Here is a 19,042-nt window from a genome sequence, read left to right as displayed (position 1 = left end):
GCGCGACAACCCCGTCCCCCGCCTCCATTTTCGGCAAGCGGACGACCGGACGAAACCCGGGCTTGCGTCCGAGCGCGGAACGACATACAGGACAAGCACCGGGCGCGTAGCTCAGCGGGAGAGCACCTCGTTCACACCGAGGGGGTCACAGGTTCAATCCCTGTCGCGCCCACCATTCAGGCCCCTGCCCTTCGGGGTTTCTCACTTACGTCCTTGAAAATTGGCCGGCCATTCTGGCGATCGGGAAGAAACCCGGATGTCGGACGCCTAGGTTTGGCCGTGACGACCGAACCCATCCGGATCGTTCTTGCGACAGGCGGCGACTGCGCCTCCCGCACTTCGCCATGTCCTCGACAGAGCGGTAGCCGCGCGTGAAGCGCATGGCTTGTTTGCACTGCAGCATCTGGCGGCCCGGGAGGGAAAGGGCCATTTTCAATCCGACTGAACTCACCCTCCAGCGGATCCCGCTCAAGCGATGCCGCTGGACTTCGGACGGAGATTCCCATGACCGAGAAGCGTAGCGAAACCGAACGTTCGAACCGCATCAGCAGCGCCTTTTTCGGCTTCGTCGACAGCATCCGCGAAGCCAGGCGCCTGCGCGACGAATTCTACCGCAACAATCCCGATCTGCGCCGCTGATCGCGGCTGTCACCGCCCTCGCCTGCCGAGGGCGGTGACGGTCGTTCCGCCGGCCTGTCTCGGCCTCTCGCAAGGCGGCGGTTGAGCGAGGCGAACGGAAGCATCCGGGCGCCTTGGTGCGGCGCCAGCGAGACCGGGTCGCGACAGACGGTCGGTGCCACCGTTTTGATGCCCCACGCATCGCGCCGGATGCTGGCTTCGGCCTGATACCCGTGCATTGCCGGGCGCGTGGGCCTTCGGCATCAGGTCCGAGAGAACCGCATAGGCAAGGCTGACCCTATGGCGTCCGCCAGCGCGTCAGCAGCATTTCGTGGAAACGCTCGCTCGCGGGCGAGAGCCGCGCCCCCGGCCGTCGGACGAGGCCGACCGTTCTCATCACCACCGGGTCGACAAGCGGGCGGCTTGCGATGAGCGGATGGGGGCCTGAGGGAAGCGACATCTTCGGCAGGGCCGCGACCCCGAGACCGGCCTCCACGAGGCCGAGCGATGTCGAGAGGTGCTGCACCTCGTAGAACCATCTCGGCCTGAAACCCGATTTCGCGAGCCCGAGATCCAGAATCAGCCGATTGCCGCTCGCCCGGCCCACTGTGATGAAGCGGTGCTCCGCGAGATCCTCCCACTGCACTACCTCCTGCTCGGCCAGAGGATGGTCGTTCCGACAAGCCAGCATGAACGGCTCTTCGACCAGCGGTTCGAAGGCGACGTCCGGATCGTCCGCGCCCGTGAGCGTGATCCCGAAATCGACCTCACGGTTCAGAACGCCCTGAAGGACCTCGTTCGCGCCGGCATCGACGATGCGCACGCGAATGGAGGGATAGGCCTCGCTGAAGGCCGAGATGACATCGGGCAGAAAATAATAGGCGGCTGTCGGGATGCAGGCGATGTTGACCTGGCCCGAGCGGCGCTGCGCGATTTCCTGAACCGTCAGCAGGGACGTCTCGAGATCATCGAGGAGACGGCGCGCACGGGGAAGAAAATCGCGGCCGACGGCGGTCAGTTCGATGCGCCGCGTCGTCCGCTCCAGCAAGGGCACGCCCAGCGTCGCCTCGAGTTTCTGGATCCGGCGCGTCAAGGCGGGCTGGGACAGGTGAATGGTCTCGGCGGCGGCGCGAAAGCTGCGCATCTCCGCCGTCTTCACGAAGGCCTTCAGATCATCCAGTTCAACATTCATGCGAGTAACACATCAATCATTCAACTAATTGCATTTCACACAACGCAGCATCTTTGACAAGTAAGGCTCACTTCCGGCGCCGACGCCGGACCCAGCCAGAAAGTCCAAAAGATGCCGAAGATCCCTTGCGTTCTGATGCGCGGTGGTACGTCGCGTGGCCCCATCTTCCTGGCCTCGGATCTGCCGAGCGATGCTGCCTCGCGCGATGCGTTTCTCCTGTCCGTCATGGGCTCGGGCCACCCGCTTCAGATCGATGGGATCGGCGGCGGCAATCCCCTGACCAGCAAGGTCGCGATCGTGGGCCCAGGCAGCGTGCCCGGCGCCGATGTCGATTATCTCTTCGCCCAGGTCGACGTCGTCCGCGCGCTCGTCGACACCGCCCCGAACTGCGGCAACATGCTGGCAGCGGTCGGCCCCTTCGCCATCGAGGCGGGGCTGGTTCCGGCGGACGGCGCCGAAACCCGGGTCGTCATCCACAACGTGAACACCGGCAAGCTGATCGAGTCGCTGGTGGAGACGCCCGGCGGGGTCGTCAATTACGAGGGTGAAAGCGCCATTGCCGGCGTTCCCGGCACGGCCGCGCCCATTCGCCTCGCCTTTCTCGACGCGGCGGGATCGAAGACCGGGCGGCTCCTGCCAGACGGGGGCCCTAGAAGCGTCGTCGACGGGATCGATGTCAGCCTGTTCGACATGGCCGTCGCCGCGATGCTCGCCGACGCCCGCAGCTTCGGCAAGACCGGCGGCGAGCGCCCGGCCGAACTCGATGCCGATCGCGAATTCCTGGCAGGGCTCGAAGGCCTGCGCCTCACCGCAGGCCGCATGATGGGCCTCGGCGACGTGGCGAACATGGTCATACCCAAGCCCATCCTGCTCTCGCCCGCCGCAGACGGCGGCACGATCCGCGCCCGTTATTTCATGCCCCATTCCTGCCACACCGCCGTCGCGATCACCGGAGCGGTCTGCATCGCCGCCGCCTGCTGCACGCAGGGCACGATCGCGAGCGAACTGGCGGACCTGCCGCCGATCAACGCGGAGGGACGCCGCCTGCTCGTCATCGAGCACCCGTCCGGGCGCACGCCGGTCGAGATCGAACAGGATCCCGATACGGCCGAAATCACCCGCGTCTCGGTCATTCGCACCGCGCGGCGCCTGTTCGAAGGCTACGTCTTCGGCCGCGACAAAGCGGCCTGATAACAAGCACAATCCAAGGAGGAGACCACCATGAAACAGTTCAAGATCCGCGGCGCGCTCGCCGCATTGCTCTGCGCATCGGCGATCGCGGCCTCGTCGCTGCCGTCCCATGCGGCCGATTTTGCCGGTGAGACCGTCGAATGGACGATTCCGTTCGGCGTCGGCGGCGGCACCGACGTGTGGGCGCGGTTCTTCGCCCCGCAACTGGCCGATACGCTCCCCGGCAAGCCGACCGTCGTCGTGCTGAACGTTCCGGGCGGCGGGTCGATCACCGGCGCCAATCAGTTCGCCATGCGCGCCGGCTCCGACGGGCTGGAGATCCTCGGCACGTCGGCCTCCACCCAGTATCCGGCGATCCTCGGCGATCCGCGCGTGCGCTACGATTATGCCGACTGGACCGCGGTCCTCGCATCGCCCACCGGCGGCGTCGTCTACGTCAATCCGGAATACGGCGTCACCGGTCCTCAGGACATCGAGAAGCTGCGCGAGGCCGAGATCCGCTTCGCGAGCCAGGGCGCGACCGCGCTGGAAATGCCGGTCCTCCTCGCCTTCAAGATGCTGGACCTCAACGTCAGGCCCGTTTTCGGCATGGAGAGCCGGGGCGCCGGCAGGCTTGCCTTCGAGCGCGGCGAAGCCGGCATCGATTTCCAGACGAGTTCCGCCTACCTCACGAGCGTGAAGCCGCTGGTGGAAAGCGGAAAGGCCGTCCCGCTCTTCTCGCTCGGCGTCGTCAACGCCGATGGTTCGGTCGAGCGTGATCCGTCCTTCCCCGAGCTTCCGACCTTCGTGGAATTCTATGAGGCCGCGACGGGCGCTGCGCCGGAGGGCCAAGCTTACGAAGCGTGGCGCTCGCTCATGCTCGCCGGCTTCTCCCTGCAGAAGATGGTGGTCCTGCCGAAGGACGCTCCGGCGGACGTGATCGAGGCCTATGGCAATGCCGCCAAGACGATCGTCGAGGCGCCCGACTTCCGCGAGCGCGCGGGCGAGGAGATCGGCGTCTACGACCAGCTCGTGGGCGCGGAGGCCGATGCGGCCCTGAAGGAGGCACTCAAGGTCGACCAGTCGACCCGCGACTTCCTGACCAACTGGCTCTCCGAAGACTACAGCGTCCGGTTCTGAGCATCGGCGGGCCCGTCCTGGGCCCGCCCGTCTTTTTGGGGAGGAGATACCAATGTTCGACATCGCGCTGTCAGCGCTGGGCCAGGTCACGTCCGGCGCCCATCTCGCATTCCTCGTCGTCGGCGTGCTCGTCGGTCTGATCGTGGGCATCCTTCCCGGCCTTGGCGGCATCGCGGGCATGTCGATCCTCTTGCCGTTTCTCTACGGCATGGACACGACCTCGGCGCTCGGAATGCTCATCGGCATGGTCGCGGTCATCCCGACCGGCGACACCTTCACCTCGGTCATGATGGGAATTCCCGGATCGAGCGCCAGCCAGGCGACGGTGCTCGACGGCTTCCCCCTCGCCAAGAAGGGCGAGGCGGCGCGAGCTTTGTCCGCCTCCTTCGCCAGCTCGCTTTTCGGCGGCGTGATCGGCGCGCTCGTGCTCTCGTTCGCCATCGTCATGGCGCGTCCCCTCGTCCTCTCCTTCTCTTCCGCAGAGCTCTTCATGCTGACGCTGTTCGGCCTCTCGATGGTCGCGGTCCTGTCGGGGCGAAGTCTCGCAAAGGGCATCGCGGCGGCGGGCCTCGGCCTCATCGTCGGCATCATCGGCACGGCGCCGGCGACGGGCGAGCCGCGCATGACGCTCGGCTTCGACTATCTCTATGACGGCGTTCCCCTCGTCGTGGTGGCGATGGGCCTCTTCGCCATTCCCGAGATCATCGATCTCCTGAAGCGCGGCACGGCGATCTCGGATACCACCGGGCTCGGCGGCGGCTGGAGCAAGGGCATGCGCGACGTCCTGCGCCATCCCTGGCTGGTCGCGCGCTGCGCCAGCCTCGGCTGCGTCATCGGCTCCCTGCCTGGTCTCGGCGGTGCCGTGGTCGACTGGATCGCCTACAGCCATGCCGTCCAGACGAGCCGCGACAAGTCGCAATTCGGCAAGGGCGACATCCGCGGCGTGATCGCCCCGGAATCGGCCAACAATGCCTGCCAGGGCGGCGCGCTGGTGCCGACGCTCCTGTTCGGCGTTCCCGGCTCCGGCTCGATGGCCGTCTTCCTCGGCGGCATGGTGCTGCTCGGCATCCAGCCCGGCATCACCATGGTCGAGACCCGGCTCGATGTGACCTACACCATCATCTGGTCGCTCGCCCTCGCCAATATTCTCGGCGCCGGGCTCTGCGTTCTGCTCGCTCGCTACGTGGCCCGGCTGACCCAGATCCGCTTCGTCCTCCTCGCGCCCTTCATGGTGATGATCGTCATGTTCGCCGCCTTCCAGGCATCGCGATCCATGGCCGATCTCATCGCCCTGATCGTCGCCGGCGGCGTCGGCCTCTACATGCGGCGCTTCGGCTGGCCGCGCCCGGCACTTCTCATCGGCTTCGTGCTGGCGCCCGGCGCGGAAGGCTATCTCTATCAGGCCGTGCAGTTCTACGGCTGGGAATGGATGCTGCGGCCGGGCGTTCTGATCATCGGCGCCATCACGCTGATCTCGGTCTTCCTGGGCCTCAAGTTCGGCGCTGAGATCTCGAGCGAAGGCGCCTCGGACGAGGCGGCCCTCTCCACGCGCACCCGGCAGTTCGTATTCGCCGGCCTGTTCCTCGCCGCTGCACTCTACTGCGTCTACGAGGCGACCCAGTTGTCCTTCCTCGCGCAGGTCTTCCCGTTGACGATCGGTGTTCTGGCGGCAGGCGGCGCGATCTGGGTGCTGACCCATCTCCAGCGCGGCCAGCACTCGGCGATCCATGACGACGATGCGCGCTTTGCGACCGAGGGCGGCTGGTCCGGGCGGGAGGTCTATCTCGCCATCTTCGCGGCGCTGGTCGGCGCGATCTGGCTCATCGGCTTCGTTCCCGCGATGTGCGTGTTCTTCCCCGCCTTCCTGCTTCTGGCCGGCAAGGCACGTCTCGCCCAGACGGCGATCCTCACCGTTCTCGCCGTCGGGTTCATCTCCGGAATTACCTGGGCGATGACCCTTCGCCTCCCGGAAGGACTGGTCTGGTCGCTTCTGGGATGAGGCGAACGAACAATCGAGGTCCGGCGCGAGACGCGCCCCTATTGAAGGTCCGGCGCGGGACACGCGCCGGACCTTTGACGTTTCCCACGATCACTAGAAGTCCGAGAGGGTTCGGCAGCTAGTCCCGGCCCGGGGCGCGCGCAACCCGTCGACCAACGGCATCTTTGGGCTTCACCTTGCCGAACGAGCTTTCGTCACCCGCCGATCGGGAGGCTCTCGTTCGAACGGCGGCGTGGGAACAGCGCGTCTTATCGGCGGCAGGCGAGGCCTCAGAAGAGTTCGAGGTCTCCGGTCTCCCCGCCCGGTGCCTCGCCACCCTCGCGCCTGCGACCCACGATCCGGGACTTCAGCGAGTTGAGGGTCAGGGCACGCAGGGCAGTATGCGGGTCGCCGAGATCGTGGCCGGGCAGCGTTTCGGAAAGATCACGCAGGAATGCGGAAAGATCGGCGAGGATCTGGATATTGGAATCGATCGCCTGGACATGCCGCGCTCCGGCGGCGTCCGGCGAGCCGGACGAGGTCGAGAAGACCAGATCGTGCAGGCGGTCGGTGCGTTCGGCGATCGCGTCCAGTTCGGCCGCGACCGAGCGCATGGCCTCGTCCAGCATGAGGCCGGCACCTAAGCCTTCCGTCTTCGATTCGCTCATCTCGGGGTTCCCGTTCCCTAGGCCGTTTGGCGGACGCGCGCATTCGGACCGGCCGGATGGGCGTTTGCCCGGCACTATGGAACGCGGCCCATGCTCGAACCCTGCCAAACGGCAGGCGGGTGTCAGAACAGTTCGATTTCGCCGTGAGCGGCCTTGGCGAGGCTCGGCATGACGGGAACCGGCTTGAAGAGGGTCGAGTCGTCCATCAGCTTGCGCCGGGTTCGTCCGCTCATCGGCCAGTACTGGATACACCGCCCTCTCGTGCCGCCGAGATCCTCGGCAACGCAGCGGATGCTTTCGTTCTGGAGGAAGTTTCGCGCGAAATCCGCGTTGCGGCCGCCGATGTCCTGCAGGCTGTTGATCGTGCGCGCGCCGCCGAAGAGCTTGGCCTCCATCCGGCGGCGATCGCCGCCCTTCTTGAGGATCCCGTTGATCAGGAGCTCCATCAGGTAGACGCCGTAGCTCTCGGCGCGGCCGCGCTGGGCGCCGCTGTCGGAGCCCGGCAGCAGGAAGTGGTTCACGCCGCCGACGCCGGCGATCGGATCGCGGATGCACGCGGCCACGCAGGAGCCGAGCATGGTCGCGATGACGACGTCCTCGTCCGTGACGACCGCCTCACCCTGGATCAGATTGATACGCTTGTAGGGGTCGTCACGCATGGTCATTGAATTCGACCGACGATGGCTTCGATGCTCTTCCTCAGCACCGGAACGGTGATCGGCTTGGGCAGGAAGTTGTTGACGCCGAGCGCGATCGCCTGACGCACGAGTTCCTGGTCGCCGCGCCCGCTCAGGATGATGAAGGGCGTCTTGTTGGTCGGCTTGTAGGACCGGATCGCCTTGAGAAGCTGCAAGCCGTTCAGCTTCGGCATGTTGAAGTCGGAGATGATGAGATGCGCGGGCTTGGTCATCATCATCTTCAGCGCCGCCTCGCCGTCCTCGGCATACATCAGCTGCTTGATGCCGAGCTGCTGCAGCGCGTCGAGAACGATCATCCGGCTCGTCCTGTGATCATCCACGATCAAGACCTTGAACTGATCCTTGAAACTCATCTGCCTGCTCCTGAGTATCTCTGCGGGCCCGAGACCGTGCTTGCCGAGGGATAGCGGCCGCTGCCGTGGCCGGACTTGGCTACCCTTATGGACCGATAGCCTTTCGATCGAGTTTCCAACGCTTGCCCGATCATGCGAACACTTCCCGAGCGATCGCGTGAAGCGGCGTGCCCCGGTCGACCGCGCCGATCTCGTGGGCAACGCGCGGCATGCCGTAGACGAGCGCCGTGCCCTTGTCCTGGGCGAAGGTTCGCCCGCCTTCGCGGCGGATCGCGAGGAGACCTTCGGCTCCGTCGCGCCCCATGCCGGTGAGCAGCACACCGGTCGCCCCCGCGCCGTAATTCTCGGCGACCGAATGGAAGAGGGTGTCGACCGAGGGGCAGTGGCCCTGATTGACCTCTTCGCCCCGAACCACGCAGCGCGGCTGGGCGCCCGTGCGCACCCGCAGATGGCGGCCTCCCCGGGCCAGATAGACGCGGCCCTCCATCAGGGGTTCGCCATCTTCCGCCTCGGCCACCCGCGCAGCGCAGGCCCGGTCGAGGCGCGCGGCGAAGGAGGTGGTGAAGAGGCCGGGCATGTGCTGGACGATCACCGTCGGCGGGCAGTTCTTGGGATAGTTCGACAGGAAGGCGATGAGAGCCTCGACCCCGCCGGTCGACGCTCCGATGGCGACGATCTGCGGCCAGTCGGCTTTGCGCTCCATGGCCGCCGGCTGGACGGATGCGGGCGCGCCCGCCCGTTCCACCCGAAGGCCGATCCGCGCCTTTGCCGCTGCCGCCTGCTTCACGATCGAGGGAAGCGTCGAGAAATTGCCGCCGAGCGAACCGTTCGGCTTGGCCACGCAGTCGAAGGCGCCGATCTCGAATGCGCGCAGCGCGGCGTCCGCACCCGGGCGCGTCAGCGACGACACCATGACAACGGGCATGGGGCGCAGCCGCATGATCTTCTCGAGGAATTCCAGCCCGTTCATGCCGGGCATCTCGACGTCGAGCGTGAGAACGTCGGGTTCGATCTCCTTGATCTTCTGGCGTGCCTCGGCGACGTTCGTCGCCTCCCCCACGATCTCGATCGAATCATCGTTCGAGAGCGTGTTGCGCACGAGGGCGCGCATCACGGCGGAATCGTCGACGATCAGTACCCGCGCGGCCGTCATGCCCTCTCCTCCTTCGCTCGATAGGTCGTCGTCGCCTCGAGCGACAACCGCGCCGATCCAGGTCCCGTCACCCGCTCGGAATGCCCGACATAGAGGACGCCGCCCGGTGCGAGCGTATCGCGGAAGCGGTTCCAGATCGTCTGGCGCGAGGGTTCGTCGAAATAGATCACGACGTTCCGGCAGAAGATCACGTCGAAGGGACGGCTCATCGGCCAGCGGCCCATGAGGTTCAGTTCGCGAAAGGCGACGAGCGCCCGCATCTGCGGCGAGACCTCGGACATGACCTGTCCCGACGGGCTCGTGCTTCTCTGGAAGAACTTCCTGCGCAGGGCGTCCGGCACGTTTTCGAGCGCCGCATCGTCGTAGAAGCCCGCCTGTCCGAAGGCGACCACGTGCGGATCGATGTCGGAGGCGAGGATCCGGATGTCGAGTTCATGGGCATTGCCCATCAGCGACAGGATCGTCATCGCGATCGAATAGGGCTCGTGGCCGTTCGAACATCCGGCCGACCAGATCCGGACCCGCCCGCCCTTGCGCGCCTGGGCGAGAAGCTGCGGCAGGACGCGGGTGCGAAGATGGTCGAAGTGATGCTCCTCGCGGAAGAAGTGCGTGACGTTCGTCGTCAGGGCCGCCAGCATCTCGCGCCGTTCCGGCACGCCCTCGCGCTCGCTGACGAGCGCGCAATAGGCCGCGAAGCTTTCGAGCCCCAGGGCGCGCAATCGCTTGGTGAGCCGAGAATAGACGAGCATCGCCTTTTCCGGCTTCAGCACGATCCCCGCATCCGCGTAGAGGATCGACGCGATGGTGCTGAAATCCTTGTCCGAAAACGTGAACTCGGATCGCCCGGCCGCCTCGCCGATCGAACGGACGGAGGTCGTGCTCATGCGGCTTCTGCCAGGCCTTCCGGCAGGATGCTGGATGCCTCGATGATCGCGATCATCCGCTGGTCGAGGGCCATCAGACCGCTGACGAAGGATCTGGAGCGGTCGTTCGTCACGTCCGGATTGACCTGGATGTCTTCCTCGGTGACGCTGACGATGTCGGAGACGGCGTCGACGAGAAGCCCGAAGAGCTGGGATCCGATCTTCACGACCATGATCACCGAACGCGGTGTCGGCGTGATCGCCTTCAGACCCATCCGAAGGCCGAGATCCATCACCGGCAGCACGGTGCCGCGCAGATTGATCACGCCAGCGACATAGCTGGGGGTCTTGGGAAGCGGCGTCGCCGGCACGTAGCCGCGGATCTCGCGGACCGACTTGATGTCGACGCAGAATTCCTGGTCCGCGATCCGGAAGGCGATCAGCTCGCGCTTGAAGTGGCTGTCGTTTTGCGCATGGTCGTTCATGATCGTACTACTCTGCGGCTACGGAAAAGGGATTGTAGGAAGGGGCATCGAGGCGGTTCGAGGTGGTGAGGGCATCCACGTCGAGGATCAGAGCGACACGTCCGTCACCGAGGATCGTCGCAGCCGAGACGCCTTCGATCCGGCCGTAATTGGCTTCGAGGCTCTTGATCACCACCTGCCGCTGGCCCTGGATGGCGTCGAAGAGAAGCGCCTGTCCCGCCCCGGTCTCGCTCTCGACGAGGACGATGACGCCTTCGCGGGCATCGCTCGGCGTAGTGGTGAAGCCGAGCTGGCGCGCCACGTCGATGACCGGAATGAAGCGCTCGCGGACCCGGATCACCGAGGCGCCATCGAGGACTTCGCGGATGTCACCGCTGTTCGGCTTCAAGGTCTCCAGCACGGCGGTGAGCGGCAGGACGAGCGTGTTGTCGCCGGTCGAGACGATCATGCCGTCGAGAACGGCGAGGGTCAGGGGAAGGCTGAGGACGAAGGTCGAGCCCTTGCCGAGCTGCGAGCTGATCGACACGCGCCCGCCGAGCGCCTGGATCGAGCGCTTGACGACGTCCATGCCGACGCCGCGTCCCGAGAGTTCCGAGGCCTTCTCGCGGGTCGAGAAGCCGGGCAGGAAGATGAGGTTGTCGATCTCGTCGTCGGAGAGGTTGGCACCGGCGGGGATGAGACCCTTGTTGACGGCGATCGCGCGCACCCGCTGGCGATCGATGCCCGCGCCGTCGTCGGAAATCTCGATGACGATGCGGCCCGAACGGTGGGCGGCGGACACGCAGATATTGCCGACCGGCGGCTTGCCGGCCTTGATGCGATCCTCCGGGCTCTCGATGCCGTGGTCGATCGCGTTGCGGATCATGTGGGTCAGCGGGTCCGACAGACGTTCGATGACCGTCTTGTCCACCTCCGTATATTCGCCTTCCGTGGTCAGGCGGACATCCTTGCCGGTGGCGGCGCACACCTCGCGCACGAGCCGCGGCAGCTTCTGGAAGACCGATTTGACCGCCTGCGCGCGGATGGCCATCACGCTGTCCTGGATCTGGCGCGTGAGCATTTCGAGATCCTCGAAACCGAGGATGACTTCCGAACTCGAATTGATGCCGGCCTTCTGGGCGCTCTGCGAGAGCATCACCTGATGGATGACGAGTTCGCCCACGAGGTCGATCAGGCGGTCCACCCGCTCCAGATCGACGCGGATGGTCGTCGAGGGGGGAGCCCCGGCCTTCTTGTCATCGCCTGCTTCGCCGGCATCCTTCGGGCCGGCTTCGGCTTCGACCGGCTTTCTTGCGGCCGGAGCGGCGACGGGCTCGTGTTTCGTCTCGATCGCGGCCGGCGCGGCGAAGCCCGGCTCGTCGAAGTCCTCTTCAGGCTCGGGATCGGTCTCGATCCCCATGCCGACCGAGGCGAAATCGAAGTCCGTTTCGTCATCGTCGGAATTCGAGCCATCCGAGGCGCCGGCACTCAGCATTGCGAGGAGTTCGGAGACCTCGCGGTCGACATCCTCGCTCGCCGGCTCGTCCTCGGTCTCGTTCAGATCCTCGATCGTGAGTTCGCACTCCTCGTCGACGAATTCGAAGATTTCCTCGATGGCGCCGCGCGACGCATTCGTCTCGAGAGTGATTCCCCAGGAGAGATAGGCCTCTTCGGAGTCGAGCGCGTCGAGATCGGGCAGGCGCGACATGTCGCAGACCACCTCGCCCGAGCCGAGCGACAGGACTTCGCGGATCAGCACCATGCTCTCGTTGGCACGGGCATAGAGGTCGCGATTGGGCTTGAAGAGAATCCGGAAGCGGTTGTCGCCCTGGGGCCCGATCAGATCGTCGAGGGAGACCTGGACCGGCTCGAAGCCGAAATCGCCCATGAGCCCGTCGAGTTCGTCTTCCGCCGAACTGCCCGATCCGCTCGACGTGTCGCCCAGCAGTGCCTCGAGCGCCATCGAAACCTCCGCGACGGCGGCGGCGTTGTGGGCCGTCTCGTCGCGTGCCGCCGTCACCAGATCGGCGAGGACGTCGGACGAGCGAAGGAGAACCGAGACGACCTGTTCGCTCGTCTCCAGCCGGTCAGAACGCACGAGATCGAGAACGGACTCGAAGGTGTGCGCGAAGCCGACCAGCGTATCGAGATTGAACGCCCCGGCGCCGCCCTTGACCGAATGGACGGCGCGGAAGACCGCATTCACGGTCTCCGAGTCGGCACTCCCATCCTGGATGGCGAGCAGGCCCGTCTCGAGTTCGTCGAGCTGCTCTGCGCATTCCTCGAAGAATGTCTGACGGATCTCTTCCATTCCGGTCATCGTTCTATCCCTAGCAAGCGGACGGATGCGAGCCGCGCCTTTCAGCACTCGGCCGCTTCGTGCAGTCTTAAGCGGCCACCCGGTTGATGGCGGCGACGAGCTTTTCCGGATCGAACGGCTTCACGATCCAGCCGGTCGCGCCGGCGTTCTTGGCCCGCGCCTTCTTCTCGGCATCGCTCTCGGTGGTCAGCACCAGGATCGGGATGCCGCGATTGGCGGGGTCCTTGCGGACGGTCTCGATGAAGGTCAGCCCGTCCATGCGCGGCATGTTGACATCGGTGATGATGACATTGGGCTGGCTGCCAGCCAGCTTCTCGACACCGTCCACGCCGTCCTCGGCCTGGATGACGCCGAAGCCGGCATCCTGGAGGGTTCGGCGCAGCATTTCGCGCATGGTGCGCGAATCGTCGATCGTGAGAATCGTTTTCATCACTGTGGATCCAAGTTGACGGAAGAAGGTACGCCGAAGTCGTCCAGCGAAAGGCCGAGAAGCGTGAGGCCGGTCAGGAAGGCACCGGAGGGGGCGATGATCGTGAAGCGCCCTCCGGCCCGCGCCCATGTCCGGGCGGCCGAGAGAAGGACCTGCACCACGGGCGTTCCGATGCGCTCGACGCCCGAGGCGTCGACGCTCACGGGCGCGCCGGACAGGGCGCGCAGCCGGTCCGCGATCCCAGCGGCATGGGAGATGTCGAGGATCGGTTCGAGTTCGATCGTCCGTGTATCGCTGGCTTTGGTCATCAACGCCTCGGGCTTTGCCATCCTCAGAAATCTTCCCAATTCTCTGCTTCGATCATTGGCTGTGCCTTGCGTGCCGCAGAGCCCGTTCTCGCCGGGCTCGCAGACGTTGCAAGAACGTCGCTCGACGACCGGATGGACGCGGCCTGCCGCAAGGGAACCACACTGCCGCCCGGCGTCCGATCGGCCGGCAGACGGAACTCGCCGACGGTGCTGTCGAGCGAGACCGCCAGATCGGCGAGAACCGCGCTGCGTGCGGCGGTCTGTTCGACCAGGGCCGCATTGTGCTGCGTGAGTTGATCCATTTCCTTAACGGCGGTGTTGATTTCACCGAGCGCCAGAGCCTGTTCGGACGAGGATCCCGACATCCGCGCGACGATGCCGCTCACCTCGGCCACGTGCTGCACGATCCGCATGAGGGCCTGGCCCGTCTCGTCGACGAGCCTCACGCCGTTCTCGACTTCCTGACCGGAAACGGAGACGAGCGTCTTGATCTGCTTTGCGGCATCGGCCGAGCGCTGCGCCAGACTGCGCACTTCGGAGGCGACCACCGCAAATCCGCGTCCCGCCTCGCCGGCCCGTGCCGCCTCGACGCCTGCATTGAGCGCAAGAAGGCTCGTCTGGAAGGCGATCTCGTCGATGAGGCCGATGATCTGGCCGATCTCCCTCGAAGACGTCTCGATCGACTTCATCGCGACCACGGCGCGGCCGACGATATTGCCCGAGTTCTCGGCATCGAGCCGGGCCGTCCGCATGACCTCGCTTGCGCTGCTGGCATTCCCGGCCGCTCCCCGCACCGTCGCGGTGATTTCGTCGAGCGAGGCGGAGGTCCGCTCGAGGTTCCTTGCCTGGGTCTCGGTGCGCCGCGACAGGTCGCCGTTCGCCTCGACGATCTCTCTCGATGTCTCGCGGATGGCCGCGACGTCCCCGACGACCTCGCTCAGGCGTCTCGTGATCGCGTTCAGCGAACTGTTGAAGTCGGTTCGAAGAGCCTCGAACACCGCCGGAAAGTGCTGGTCGATGCGACAGTCGAGATTGGCCCGCGACAGTTCGTGCAGTCCGGTGCCGACGGCCTGCAGAACGTTGACGCGCGGCGTGACGTCCGTGGCGAACTTGACGATCTTCAGGACCCGCCCATCGGCGCCGCGGATCGGATTGTAGAATGCGAAGAGCCAGATCTCGCGGCCGCCCTTGCCGATCCGCTTGTATTCGTCAGAGAGATATTCGCCGCGATTGAGCCGCGCCCAGAAGCTCGCATAGTCCGCCGATTGCGCGAATTGCGGCTCGACGAACATGCGATGATGGCGGCCCCTGATCTCGTCGAGACCATAGCCCATCACGTCGAGGAAGTTCCGATTGGCCGTCAGGACCTCGCCCGACGGCGTGAATTCGATGATCGCCTGGGTGGCGGAAATGGCGTCGAGCTTGGCGTCCACCTCGGCCACCTTGTCGCGCCAGCCGGTCATGTCCGTCGCTTCCTTGACGACGCGCACGACGGTTCCGAAGGCATTGACGATCGGATTGTAGGAGGCCTTCAGCCAGAGCTCACGGCCGTCCCGGCCGACCCGCCTGAACTCGCCGGTCATCGCCTCGCCCTTTGCGAGCCTCTCCCAGAACGTCTGATAGTCCGCCGATCGTCCATCCTCCTCGGTGACCAGCATGCGGTGATGGCGTCCAAGAAGTTCTTCCTCGGCGTAGCCGGTGAGCTTGCAGAAGTTCGCGTTCGCCGCGACGATCCTTCCCTTCGGATCGAATTCGACGATCGTCAGCGTGCGGCTGAGTGCGTCGAGCACCGCCTTTGCCGAAGATTGCCCTCTTGTCCGAAGAAACTGCATGTCCGCCCCTGCGCTCGGCCAGCCCAGCTTCGTCTATCGAGCCGGATCTTCCCTTTCGGAAGTCGGCGGCGATACGCATACGAAGGGTGTGGAGCCAGCACGATGCCCATTAAGCGCAGGATGCGTTAATTCCCGGTTACAAGGGCTTTGCGCTGAGCGATCGGCCCCTCCATGGTCCCGCGGAAGAGGAGCCTCGGACGCGTGATCGGCGAGGCCGTGAGACCTGGCTACCGACCGTCCGCCGATCGAAGGCCTGCCGGGCGGCGATCGGTACGCCTGCGACGGGCTCAGCGTCCCGGGATCGTCTCCCGACGGTCAGCGCCGCGACGTTGCAGGAGGCTCCGCCAGGCGAAGACCGCGACGAACACCGCGCTGAGCGCGAGCACGATCGTCGGTGCCGGCGCGCTGTCGATGTAGAAGCTCGAATAGACGCCGAGCAGCGAACAGGAGACGGAGACGGCGCAGGCGCAGATCAGCATCCGCGAAAACCGCCGCGACAGGAGGAAGGCGATCGCGCCCGGCGCGATCAGGAGCGCGATGGTGAGGATGATCCCGGTTGCCTTCAGGGCGGCGACGATGGTGAGGGAGAGGACGGTCAGAAGGCCGTAATGGATGATCCGCACGGGAAGCCCGATCGCCCGCGCATGCATGGCGTCGAAGGTGTGGAGGAGGAGATCGCGCCACTTGAACAGGACGATCGCGCTCACCGCGACCGCGATCACGCCGGCCTGCCAGAGATCGGCCGGCAGCACGCCCAGCATGTCGCCGAAGAGGATGTGGTCGAGATGCACGTCGGACTGGATCTTCGTGTAGAGGACGAGCCCGAAGCCGAACATGCCGGAGAAGACGATGCCCATCACCGTGTCCTCCTTCAGGCGCGAGTTCTCGGAGAGATAGCCGGTCGCTGCCGCGCAGAAGATGCCCGCGAGGAAGGCGCCGATGGCGAGGGGGACGGCGAAGATATAGGCGAGAACGATCCCCGGCAGCACCGCGTGGGAGATGGCGTCGCCCATCAGCGACCAGCCCTTCAGCACGAGGAAGCAGGACAGGAGCGCCGTCGGAACCGCGACCAGCACCGCGATCAGCATGGCCTCGCGCATGAACGGAAAGGCGAAGGGCATCAGGGGGTCCGAGAGGAAGAGGTCGATCATCCTGCGTCCCTCGTCTCGAAGCGAGCGCCGGCGGGGCTCGTCATCGGCGACATCGTCTCCTCAGCCGCCTCACCCGCGATCGCCTCGCGCCGCCTCGCCCGGGCCGCGAGCCGGCCATGCTTGGGGGCGAAGACGAAGGCTGCGAGGAAGATCAGCGTCTGCAGGCAGATGATGACGCCGCCCGTCGCCCCGTCGAGGAAGAAGCTGACATAGGCGCCGACGAAGCTCGTGCCCGCGCCGATGGCAACGGCGATGAGGACGACCCGCTGGAAGCGGTCCGAAAGAAGATAGGCCGTGGCTCCGGGGGTCACGACCATGGCGACCACGAGAAACGCGCCGACCGTCTGGAGCGCGGCGACGGTGGAGGCAGCAAGCAGCGCGAAGAAGACGATCTTCATCGCCCGCACGTCGATACCGACCGTGCGCGCGTGGTTCTCGTCGAAGAACACCGCGAGCATGTCCTTCCACTTGGCGGCAAGCGTCGCCAGGGTGACGACGGAGATGATGAGAAGCTGCAACGTGTCGGCCGGTGTGATGGCGAGGACATTGCCGAGGACGATCGTCTGAACGTTCACCGAGGTGGGCGACAGGGACACCATGAAGAGGCCGAGGCCGAAGAAGGAGGTGAAGATCAGCCCGATGATCGCGTCCTCCTTCAGCTTGGTGCGCTGATTGAGGAACAGCATGGTGCCGGCGGCAAGACCGCCCGACAGGAATGCGCCGAACGAGAACGGCAGGCCGAGCATGTAGGCGCCCGCAACGCCCGGAACGATGGCGTGGGACAGCGCGTCGCCGATCAGCGACCAGCCCTTCAGCATGAGATAGGCCGAGAGGAACGCGCAGGTCGCGCCGACCAGCGCGCTCACCAGCATGGCGTTGCGCATGTAGTCGTAGACGAAGGGCTCGAGGAGGAGGGTCATGGCCGCCCGGCGGGCTCCCCGGATCGCGGTTCGCCGATGCCGGGCTCGGGGTAGACGACGAAGGGGCGCTCGTCGTCCGAGATGACGGCGGTCGCACCGCCCCGTTCGCCGGTCCGCAGGTCGAAATGGCGAAGCACGCCGCCGAACGCCTTTTCGAGATTGGCGCGGGTGAAGACCTCGCGCGTCGGCCCGCTTGCCAGAACCGTTCCCTTGACGAGCACCGTATGATCGCAGAACTCCGGCACCGAGCCGAGATTGTGGGTCGAGACCAGCATCACCCGGCCTTCGTCGCCAAGCTCGCGCAGAAGCGCGACGATCGCGTCCTCCGTGCCCACGTCGACCCCGGTAAAGGGTTCGTCGAGGAGGATCACGCGGCTGTCCTGCGCCAGCGCGCGGGCGAGGAAGACGCGCTTCTTCTGGCCGCCCGAAAGCTCCCCGATCTGGCGCTCGCGATAGGGCGCCATGGAGACCCGTTCCAGCGCCTCGTCGACGGCGTCGCGATCGGCCTTGGCGGGACGGCGGAAGAAGCCCATGCGGCCATAGCGGCCCATCATCACCACGTCCTCGACGAGGACGGGGAAGTTCCAGTCCACCTCCTCGCTCTGGGGCACATAGGCCACCTGATTGGCCTTGAGAGCCTGCCGGACGGAGCCACCGAGAATCTCGATGCGTCCCTCGGTCAGCGGGGCAAAGCCCATGATCGCCTTGAACAGCGTCGACTTGCCCGATCCGTTGACGCCGACAAGGGCGGCGATCGAGCCGGTGGGAACGGAAAAACTCGCCGAGCGGATCGCGGTCAGCCCGTTGCGATAGGTCACCGATGCGTTCTCGACGCGCAGTCCCGCTTTGCGTTCGGCCTCGTCTTTGGAAGAAGAGGCTCCTGTCACTGGCTCAGGCATGCGGCGATGGTCTCGCTCGTGGTTTTCAGGAGATCGATATAGGTCGGCACCGGCCCGTCCTCGGCGCTCAGGGAATCGACATAGAGAACGCCGCCATAGCGCGCGCCGGTCTCGCGGGCGATCTGCTCGGACGGCTCGGCCGAGACGGTGGACTCGGAGAAGATGCAGGGCACGTTCTCGGCGCCGATCGTATCGACCACCTTGCGCACCTGCTGGGGCGTTCCCTGCTGATCGGCATTGATCGGCCAGAGATAGAGCTCCTTCAGGCCGAAATCGCGGGCGAGATAGGAGAACGCGCCCTCGCCCGTTGCAAGCCAGCGCTTGTCGTCCGGAAGGCTCTCCAACCGCTCGCGGATCGGCCCGATCGTGCTATCGATCTCGGCCTTGTAGGCCTCGGCATTGGCCCGGTAGGTCTCGGCATTGTCCGGGTCTGCCGCCGCGAAGCCCGCCGCGATGTTGTCCACATAGATCTTCGCATCGTCCGGCGACATCCAGGCATGGGGGTTCGGCTTGCCGTCATAGGGACCCTCCGAGATCCCGATCGGCTCGACGCCCTCGGAGACGATGACCGTCGGAACATCACCGAGATTTTGCAGGAAGCGCTCGAACCAGCGCTCGAGGCCAAGCCCGTTCGACAGGATCAGGTCGCTTCCGGTCGCGGCGACGAGATCTCGCGGGGTCGGCTGGTAGTTGTGGATCTCAGCGCCCGGCCGGGTGATCGAGGTCACGTCAGCCGCATCGCCCGCAACGTTGCGCGCCATATCGGCGATGACGGTGAAGGTCGTGACGGCCTTCAGCCTCTCCGCAGCGGCACTCTGAGAGCCCGCGGAAAGGCTTGCGGCGAAGACACCGGCCAGAAGCGCGAACGGCATGCGTCCCATCGAT

At 65.7% G+C, this 19,042-nt stretch carries 19 protein-coding genes and 1 tRNA gene; 5 read left to right on the top strand and 15 right to left on the bottom strand.

The window, feature by feature from the left end; all coding sequences use genetic code 11:
- Positions 1-100: 100 nt before the first annotated feature.
- Together DYI37_RS06025 and DYI37_RS20415 are read left to right on the top strand one after the other, a co-directional pair.
- Positions 101-175, top strand: a tRNA-Val gene (locus tag DYI37_RS06025).
- Positions 176-504: 329 nt separating this feature from the next.
- Positions 505-639 carry a hypothetical protein gene (locus DYI37_RS20415; protein WP_280986927.1) on the top strand — a complete coding sequence of 45 codons (135 nt, stop codon included), beginning with the start codon at positions 505-507 and terminating at the stop codon, positions 637-639.
- Positions 640-916: 277 nt separating this feature from the next.
- Here the strand turns inward: DYI37_RS20415 and DYI37_RS06020 are convergent, their stop codons facing one another.
- A complete protein-coding gene (locus tag DYI37_RS06020; RefSeq protein ID WP_116682275.1) occupies positions 917-1,810 on the bottom strand; it encodes a LysR family transcriptional regulator in 894 nt (297 codons plus the stop codon).
- A 111-nt stretch (positions 1,811-1,921) separates the two neighbouring features.
- Here DYI37_RS06020 and DYI37_RS06015 point away from each other — a divergent pair, with 111 nt between their 5' ends.
- From DYI37_RS06015 to DYI37_RS06005, 3 genes are read left to right on the top strand one after another with little or no spacing between them, the layout of a single operon-like run.
- The gene (locus DYI37_RS06015) at positions 1,922-3,001 is read left to right on the top strand and encodes a 4-oxalomesaconate tautomerase (RefSeq protein WP_116682274.1); all 1,080 of its coding nucleotides are present in this window, start codon (positions 1,922-1,924) and stop codon (positions 2,999-3,001) included.
- Positions 3,002-3,031: 30 nt separating this feature from the next.
- Positions 3,032-4,120 carry a Bug family tripartite tricarboxylate transporter substrate binding protein gene (locus DYI37_RS06010; protein ID WP_116682273.1) on the top strand — a complete coding sequence of 363 codons (1,089 nt, stop codon included), beginning with the start codon at positions 3,032-3,034 and terminating at the stop codon, positions 4,118-4,120.
- Between the two features lie 52 nt (positions 4,121-4,172).
- Entirely contained in the window at positions 4,173-6,119 is a 1,947-nt protein-coding gene (locus DYI37_RS06005) for a tripartite tricarboxylate transporter permease (RefSeq protein ID WP_116682272.1), read from the top strand.
- Between the two features lie 269 nt (positions 6,120-6,388).
- Here DYI37_RS06005 and DYI37_RS06000 read toward each other — a convergent pair whose 3' ends face one another.
- The 14 genes from DYI37_RS06000 to DYI37_RS05935 all read right to left on the bottom strand — a co-directional run bounded on the left by DYI37_RS06000 (position 6,389) and on the right by DYI37_RS05935 (position 19,038).
- Positions 6,389-6,766, bottom strand: a complete 378-nt coding sequence (locus tag DYI37_RS06000) for a hypothetical protein (RefSeq protein WP_116682271.1) — start codon at positions 6,764-6,766, stop codon at positions 6,389-6,391.
- A 122-nt stretch (positions 6,767-6,888) separates the two neighbouring features.
- On the bottom strand, positions 6,889-7,431 hold the full coding sequence (locus DYI37_RS05995; RefSeq protein ID WP_116682270.1) for a chemotaxis protein CheD: 543 nt from the start codon (positions 7,429-7,431) through the stop codon (positions 6,889-6,891).
- Complete coding sequence (locus tag DYI37_RS05990; protein WP_116682269.1) at positions 7,428-7,817, bottom strand: response regulator; 390 nt, start codon at positions 7,815-7,817, stop codon at positions 7,428-7,430. The genes DYI37_RS05995 and DYI37_RS05990 overlap by 4 nt, the downstream gene beginning before the upstream one ends.
- Before the next feature lie 130 nt (positions 7,818-7,947).
- Positions 7,948-8,970: a protein-glutamate methylesterase/protein-glutamine glutaminase gene (locus DYI37_RS05985; protein ID WP_116682268.1), complete on the bottom strand. Its 1,023-nt coding sequence runs from the start codon at positions 8,968-8,970 to the stop codon at positions 7,948-7,950.
- Complete coding sequence (locus DYI37_RS05980; protein ID WP_116682267.1) at positions 8,967-9,854, bottom strand: CheR family methyltransferase; 888 nt, start codon at positions 9,852-9,854, stop codon at positions 8,967-8,969. The genes DYI37_RS05985 and DYI37_RS05980 overlap by 4 nt, the downstream gene beginning before the upstream one ends.
- Positions 9,851-10,318, bottom strand: a complete 468-nt coding sequence (locus DYI37_RS05975; RefSeq protein WP_116682266.1) for a chemotaxis protein CheW — start codon at positions 10,316-10,318, stop codon at positions 9,851-9,853. Before DYI37_RS05975 ends, DYI37_RS05980 begins: the two co-directional genes overlap by 4 nt.
- Positions 10,319-10,325: 7 nt before the next feature.
- On the bottom strand, positions 10,326-12,617 hold the full coding sequence (locus DYI37_RS05970) for a chemotaxis protein CheA (protein WP_116682265.1): 2,292 nt from the start codon (positions 12,615-12,617) through the stop codon (positions 10,326-10,328).
- A gap of 67 nt (positions 12,618-12,684) precedes the next feature.
- Positions 12,685-13,050, bottom strand: a complete 366-nt coding sequence (locus DYI37_RS05965) for a response regulator (protein ID WP_116682264.1) — start codon at positions 13,048-13,050, stop codon at positions 12,685-12,687.
- On the bottom strand, positions 13,047-13,376 hold the full coding sequence (locus tag DYI37_RS05960) for an STAS domain-containing protein (protein WP_116682263.1): 330 nt from the start codon (positions 13,374-13,376) through the stop codon (positions 13,047-13,049). Before DYI37_RS05960 ends, DYI37_RS05965 begins: the two co-directional genes overlap by 4 nt.
- A gap of 2 nt (positions 13,377-13,378) precedes the next feature.
- Positions 13,379-15,145, bottom strand: a complete 1,767-nt coding sequence (locus DYI37_RS05955; protein ID WP_245413789.1) for a methyl-accepting chemotaxis protein — start codon at positions 15,143-15,145, stop codon at positions 13,379-13,381.
- A gap of 329 nt (positions 15,146-15,474) precedes the next feature.
- Positions 15,475-16,338, bottom strand: a complete 864-nt coding sequence (locus DYI37_RS05950; RefSeq protein ID WP_116682261.1) for a metal ABC transporter permease — start codon at positions 16,336-16,338, stop codon at positions 15,475-15,477.
- Positions 16,335-17,258, bottom strand: coding sequence for a metal ABC transporter permease (locus DYI37_RS05945; protein ID WP_116682260.1), 924 nt, complete (start codon positions 17,256-17,258; stop codon positions 16,335-16,337). The genes DYI37_RS05950 and DYI37_RS05945 overlap by 4 nt, the downstream gene beginning before the upstream one ends.
- Complete coding sequence (locus DYI37_RS05940) at positions 17,255-18,157, bottom strand: manganese/iron ABC transporter ATP-binding protein (protein ID WP_116682259.1); 903 nt, start codon at positions 18,155-18,157, stop codon at positions 17,255-17,257. The genes DYI37_RS05945 and DYI37_RS05940 overlap by 4 nt, the downstream gene beginning before the upstream one ends.
- Positions 18,142-19,038, bottom strand: a complete 897-nt coding sequence (locus DYI37_RS05935; protein WP_116682258.1) for a metal ABC transporter substrate-binding protein — start codon at positions 19,036-19,038, stop codon at positions 18,142-18,144. Before DYI37_RS05935 ends, DYI37_RS05940 begins: the two co-directional genes overlap by 16 nt.
- Positions 19,039-19,042 lie beyond the last annotated feature (4 nt).

Source organism: Fulvimarina endophytica (genome assembly GCF_003403015.1).
Taxonomy (GTDB): domain Bacteria; phylum Pseudomonadota; class Alphaproteobacteria; order Rhizobiales; family Rhizobiaceae; genus Fulvimarina; species Fulvimarina endophytica.
Note: the sequence above shows the minus strand (reverse complement) of the source record. Positions and strands in the feature narration are given on the sequence as shown.

What these genes read in the sequence shown, in the direction of transcription:
- DYI37_RS20415 (WP_280986927.1), top strand. Translation starts at nt 505, where the DNA reads ATGACCGAGAAGCGTAGCGAAACCGAACGTTCGAACCGCATCAGCAGC.
- DYI37_RS06020 (WP_116682275.1), bottom strand. Translation starts at nt 1,810, where the DNA reads ATGAATGTTGAACTGGATGATCTGAAGGCCTTCGTGAAGACGGCGGAG.
- DYI37_RS06015 (WP_116682274.1), top strand. Translation starts at nt 1,922, where the DNA reads ATGCCGAAGATCCCTTGCGTTCTGATGCGCGGTGGTACGTCGCGTGGC.
- DYI37_RS06010 (WP_116682273.1), top strand. Translation starts at nt 3,032, where the DNA reads ATGAAACAGTTCAAGATCCGCGGCGCGCTCGCCGCATTGCTCTGCGCA.
- DYI37_RS06005 (WP_116682272.1), top strand. Translation starts at nt 4,173, where the DNA reads ATGTTCGACATCGCGCTGTCAGCGCTGGGCCAGGTCACGTCCGGCGCC.
- DYI37_RS06000 (WP_116682271.1), bottom strand. Translation starts at nt 6,766, where the DNA reads ATGAGCGAATCGAAGACGGAAGGCTTAGGTGCCGGCCTCATGCTGGAC.
- DYI37_RS05995 (WP_116682270.1), bottom strand. Translation starts at nt 7,431, where the DNA reads ATGACCATGCGTGACGACCCCTACAAGCGTATCAATCTGATCCAGGGT.
- DYI37_RS05990 (WP_116682269.1), bottom strand. Translation starts at nt 7,817, where the DNA reads ATGAGTTTCAAGGATCAGTTCAAGGTCTTGATCGTGGATGATCACAGG.
- DYI37_RS05985 (WP_116682268.1), bottom strand. Translation starts at nt 8,970, where the DNA reads ATGACGGCCGCGCGGGTACTGATCGTCGACGATTCCGCCGTGATGCGC.
- DYI37_RS05980 (WP_116682267.1), bottom strand. Translation starts at nt 9,854, where the DNA reads ATGAGCACGACCTCCGTCCGTTCGATCGGCGAGGCGGCCGGGCGATCC.
- DYI37_RS05975 (WP_116682266.1), bottom strand. Translation starts at nt 10,318, where the DNA reads ATGAACGACCATGCGCAAAACGACAGCCACTTCAAGCGCGAGCTGATC.
- DYI37_RS05970 (WP_116682265.1), bottom strand. Translation starts at nt 12,617, where the DNA reads ATGACCGGAATGGAAGAGATCCGTCAGACATTCTTCGAGGAATGCGCA.
- DYI37_RS05960 (WP_116682263.1), bottom strand. Translation starts at nt 13,376, where the DNA reads ATGGCAAAGCCCGAGGCGTTGATGACCAAAGCCAGCGATACACGGACG.
- DYI37_RS05950 (WP_116682261.1), bottom strand. Translation starts at nt 16,338, where the DNA reads ATGATCGACCTCTTCCTCTCGGACCCCCTGATGCCCTTCGCCTTTCCG.
- DYI37_RS05945 (WP_116682260.1), bottom strand. Translation starts at nt 17,258, where the DNA reads ATGACCCTCCTCCTCGAGCCCTTCGTCTACGACTACATGCGCAACGCC.
- DYI37_RS05940 (WP_116682259.1), bottom strand. Translation starts at nt 18,157, where the DNA reads ATGCCTGAGCCAGTGACAGGAGCCTCTTCTTCCAAAGACGAGGCCGAA.
- DYI37_RS05935 (WP_116682258.1), bottom strand. Translation starts at nt 19,038, where the DNA reads ATGGGACGCATGCCGTTCGCGCTTCTGGCCGGTGTCTTCGCCGCAAGC.